Genomic DNA, 3,978 nt, shown 5'->3' on the forward strand with positions numbered 1-3,978 from the left:
TTAAACCATTCTTCAGTGATTCCAGCTATAAAAAATCCCCTCGGAAAGTGAAGGGATTGTGAGCAGTTATCTCTGGTTTGAATGATCAGGCGGAACCAACACCGGTGTAGGAGCCGTAGAAGAAGAGGCCCACCACAAAGATCACGGCCATGCCGCCAGCGGTCGCGACGAGCCAGAGGGGAAGCACACCTTCAGTCCAACGGGATTTCCAGGCCACCGCAGGGCGACCGTCTGGAAGACGGTCGGGAATTCTTCCGTCGGGAAGACCGGATTTCTTGCCGCTCATCTCAGATCCTCCTGATCAGTTGAAGAAGTAGCTGGAGAACAGAATCCCGCAGGTGAAGACGAACAGCAGGCCCAGGTACAGGCTGGTGCGGTTCAGTTCAACCGGCAGGTTGTTCGGGTTGGGGGAGCGTTGCATGGTCTCAGCGGCGAACGAACTGCATGGCAGCCAGGGCGCCCAGGAAGAACACCGTGGGGATGCCGAGGGCGTGGACGGCAAGCCACCGGACCGTGAAGATCGGGTAGTTGCGCGGGGTGGTGCTGGCGGGAACTTGGGTCATGGCTTATTTCAGGCGCTGGTCGAGCGAGGACTTGGCGTCATAGCGCTGGCTCACCACAGGGGCCTTGGCGTCCTGAGCCTGGAAATAAGCATCCGGACGGGGGGTGCCGAAGGCGTCGTAGGCCAGTCCGGTGTTCACGAACAGGAACCCGGCCAGGAAGATCGAAGGCAGGGTCACGGCATGGATCACCCAGTACCGGATGCTCGTGATGATTTCAAAGAACGGGCGTTCACCCGTTGAGCCGGCAGCCATGAGCAGCGAGCGTTCAGTTTGTGGATCTTAAAGGGAAGGCTCGGGCCGCCGATGCCGGTCGGCCCTCTTGGTTACAGAGCGTTGTTAGCCCACCCAGCGCAGCAGGGATCCCCGCTCGCCAAGCACAAAACCCTTGCCATCACTGAAAAAGGCGATGTGGCTGAAGTTCGTCGGTTGCTTCTCCCCCACCGGATCCTTCTGCCAGCTCTGGCCGTTGTCGCTGCTCACAAGCAAGGTGCCGCTGCCTCCGCCGGCCCAGATCGTGCCGCTGGGATCCCAGGCCATGTCCAGGTAGCCGTAGCCATTGGTGATTGGCACCACCGGCTTGCTCCACTCCTCAGGAGTCGACGCGTCCTCGTTGAAGCGCAGTTGGGCGCCGCGGGCCAGCATCCAGAGGTTGCCATTGGGTTGGAAGCCCATGGACTGCAGGCGCTGGCTGCTTTCCCGCTGGTGCGGGGTCCAGCGGGGCTCCCCTGGAGACCAGGTGGCAAAGAAGTTGCCCAGGCTGCTGACGCTGATGTAGTTGCCCTCCGGGCTGCGGCGCAGGTCGCGCACAGCGCCGACGGCGTCTTCGACTTGGGCCTGCCAGGAGCCGCCCGCGTCGTTGGTGCGGTAGACGGCGCCCACGTTGGTGGCCAATTCAGCGCTGCGCTTGCCCAGGGCCGTCACCATGTAGGGCTCACCGGGAAGCTTGGTGTCGAGGAAGAGGCGGCTCCAGTTCTGACCAGCGTCTTCGCTGTGGAGAAGTAGGCCGGGTTGACCGACGATCCAGCCCTCGTCGCCCGAGAAATCGACGCTGATCAAGCGGAAGTTCTCCTCTTCGGGCAGATCCAGGGCCATCTCGGTCCAGGAGGCACCGGCGTCATTGGTCTCGAGGATCAGCCGGTTGCTGCCCACCAGGAAGCCGTGGCTGCTGTCTGTGAAGGCCAGATCCAGGGGGTTGGATTTGGTGTGGATGTCCACGGGCTGCCACGGGCTGCTCTGGGCCGTGGGCAGGCTGGTGCTGACGCAGCCCGTCAGCACCACAGCGGCGAGCAACGCGCAGAGAGAAGAGAGCAGGCGTTTCATCGATCGATCTCAGCGCAGGGAATAGAGAGAAAGGAAGAAGGCGATGGCCAGGGCAAAGCCGCCGAAGATCAGCACGTTTTTCTGCCCGGGCGTGAGCGTGTTCACTCCAAGGCCGTAGCCGAGATTTTCCTCGAAGCCGCTGGGCTTGTTGCGGGGGCCGATGTCCTTAAAGGCCAGGGTCTTGCTCCGGCAGACCGGGCAGCGGAAGCTCACCGGATCCAGGGCGCTGAAGGGGGTGCCGGGCTCGATCGCCAGCTTTTTCACGCCCTCGCCCGGGTCATAGACGAAGCCGCAGCTTCGGCATTCGAAGCGGTGTGTATCGGGATCATCGATTGGCGTTTCAGGCGCCTCGGGCAGCTCTTGGACCTCGTCGGGAAGGGTCTCCTCGCTCATGGGGTGCCCACAGACAGTCTCGAACTGTAATTAGCTCCCAATCCCATCTGGGATTGCAGCGTGTCAGGCAGTGCCCAGAGGCGGATGCCAGACTGCCCCGCAGGTTGGGCCGCTTTCGCCCTGTGTTCGTTCTCTCCGGTTACGACGCCTTCCTCGGGTTCCTGCTGATCGCAGCAGCTGTGCCCGTGCTGGCCCTCGTCACCAACAAGATCGTCTCGCCGAAGTCGCGGGTTGGTGAACGGGATCTCACCTACGAATCGGGCATGGAGCCCATTGGTGGGGCGTGGATTCAGTTCAACATCCGCTACTACATGTTTGCCCTGGTCTTCGTGATCTTCGACGTGGAGACCGTCTTCCTTTATCCCTGGGCTGTGGCTTTCCACCGCCTGGGGCTGTTGGCGTTTATCGAAGCCTTGGTCTTTATCGCCATCCTGGTGGTGGCCCTGGCCTATGCCTGGCGCAAGGGCGCCCTCGAGTGGAGCTGATCTGAGATGACCCCCTCCTCTGCCACCTCTGGCATGGCTGAAGCCCTCTCCCTGAGCGCCCTCCGCGATCAGCGCGAATCCAGCTGCAACCCGGTCGGCGCCCCCAGCGTGACCTCGGATCTCTCCGAGAACGTCATCCTCACCACCCTGGATGACCTGCACAACTGGGCGCGTTTGAGCAGCCTCTGGCCGCTGCTCTACGGCACCGCCTGCTGCTTCATCGAGTTCGCCGCCCTGATTGGCTCGCGTTTCGACTTCGACCGTTTCGGCCTGGTGCCCCGCTCAAGCCCGCGCCAGGCAGACCTGCTGATCGTGGCCGGCACTGTGACCATGAAGATGGCACCGGCCCTGGTCCGTCTCTATGAGCAGATGCCTGAGCCCAAGTACGTCATCGCCATGGGCGCCTGCACGATCACCGGCGGCATGTTCTCAGCGGACTCCACCACCGCCGTGCGCGGTGTCGACAAGCTCATCCCCGTTGATCTCTATCTCCCCGGCTGCCCTCCCCGGCCCGAGGCGATCTTCGATGCGGTGGTCAAGCTCCGCAAGAAGGTGGGTAATGAGGCCCTGTCGGAACGCGGCAACCTGCTTCCGACCCACCGTTACTTCACGGTTTCCCATGCGATGAAGCAGGTGGAGCCCATCGTCGATGGCCGCTACCTGCGCGCCGAAACCCAGCAGGCGGCCTTGAAAGCTGCCGCTGGTCTGCCGGTCGCTGCAACGGCCAAAGCTTCTGTTCCCGCTGAGCAAGCCTGAGTTCGATGCCTGAAGACACCGCCGTCGTCCCCGCGCCTCAGCCGGGTCCCGTCAGCCAGTGGCTCACCGGCCAGGGCTTTGAGCATGAGCAGCTTGAGCCTGATCACCTCGGAGTCGAGGTCCTTGGCATCGAAGCGCCCTTCCTGCCAGTGATCGCCGCTGCCCTGAAGGCCTCGGGCTTTGATTACCTGCAGGTGCAGGGCGGCTATGACGAGGGCCCCGGCGGCCGGCTCGTCAGCTTCTATCACCTGCTCAAGCTGGGTGCTCTGGCGGAGCAATCCGCAACCTCCAAGCACCAGCTGCCCGAGGAGGTGCGCCTGAAGGTCTTCCTCTCCCGCGACGGCGACCTGACGATCCCCAGCCTCTATCCGCTCTATCGCGGTGCCGACTGGCCCGAGCGCGAGACCTTCGACATGTTCGGCATCGGTTTTGAGGGCCACCCCCAACCCAAGCGTCTCCTG

9 protein-coding genes are annotated in these 3,978 nt (G+C 62.9%); 3 read left to right on the forward strand and 6 right to left on the reverse strand.

The features are described from left to right. Nucleotides 1-85 precede the first annotated feature (85 nt). From QZ186_RS11395 to QZ186_RS11420, 6 genes are all read right to left on the reverse strand, one after another. The gene (locus QZ186_RS11395) at nt 86-286 is read right to left on the reverse strand and encodes a photosystem II reaction center protein J (protein ID WP_010314377.1); all 201 of its coding nucleotides are present in this window, start codon (nt 284-286) and stop codon (nt 86-88) included. A gap of 15 nt (nt 287-301) precedes the next feature. After that, nucleotides 302-421, reverse strand: coding sequence for a photosystem II reaction center protein L (locus QZ186_RS11400; RefSeq protein WP_010314380.1), 120 nt, complete (start codon nt 419-421; stop codon nt 302-304). Nucleotides 422-425: 4 nt separating this feature from the next. Next, nucleotides 426-563 (reverse strand): cytochrome b559 subunit beta, encoded by a 138-nt coding sequence (gene psbF, locus QZ186_RS11405; RefSeq protein WP_010314382.1) that lies wholly within the window; start codon nt 561-563, stop codon nt 426-428. Between the two features lie 3 nt (nt 564-566). Beyond that, a complete protein-coding gene (psbE, locus tag QZ186_RS11410) occupies nt 567-815 on the reverse strand; it encodes a cytochrome b559 subunit alpha (protein WP_247476392.1) in 249 nt (82 codons plus the stop codon). 84 nt (nt 816-899) lie between these two features. Next, nucleotides 900-1,883, reverse strand: coding sequence for a photosynthesis system II assembly factor Ycf48 (locus QZ186_RS11415; RefSeq protein WP_010314385.1), 984 nt, complete (start codon nt 1,881-1,883; stop codon nt 900-902). Nucleotides 1,884-1,892: 9 nt separating this feature from the next. Further along, a complete protein-coding gene (locus QZ186_RS11420) occupies nt 1,893-2,276 on the reverse strand; it encodes a rubredoxin (protein ID WP_296416946.1) in 384 nt (127 codons plus the stop codon). Between the two features lie 122 nt (nt 2,277-2,398). Between QZ186_RS11420 and QZ186_RS11425 the strand changes: the two genes are divergently transcribed. The 3 genes from QZ186_RS11425 to QZ186_RS11435 form a co-directional block, all read left to right on the forward strand. After that, nucleotides 2,399-2,761: an NAD(P)H-quinone oxidoreductase subunit 3 gene (locus QZ186_RS11425; RefSeq protein ID WP_010314389.1), complete on the forward strand. Its 363-nt coding sequence runs from the start codon at nt 2,399-2,401 to the stop codon at nt 2,759-2,761. Between the two features lie 33 nt (nt 2,762-2,794). Further along, nucleotides 2,795-3,517 (forward strand): NADH dehydrogenase subunit K, encoded by a 723-nt coding sequence (locus QZ186_RS11430; protein WP_296416949.1) that lies wholly within the window; start codon nt 2,795-2,797, stop codon nt 3,515-3,517. 5 nt (nt 3,518-3,522) lie between these two features. Beyond that, a partial coding sequence (locus QZ186_RS11435; protein WP_296416947.1) for an NAD(P)H-quinone oxidoreductase subunit J occupies nt 3,523-3,978 on the forward strand: 456 nt, incomplete at its 3' end.

This window comes from Vulcanococcus sp. DEBay_Sum29NL08_54, from assembly GCF_017859255.1.
Classification (GTDB): domain Bacteria; phylum Cyanobacteriota; class Cyanobacteriia; order PCC-6307; family Cyanobiaceae; genus Vulcanococcus.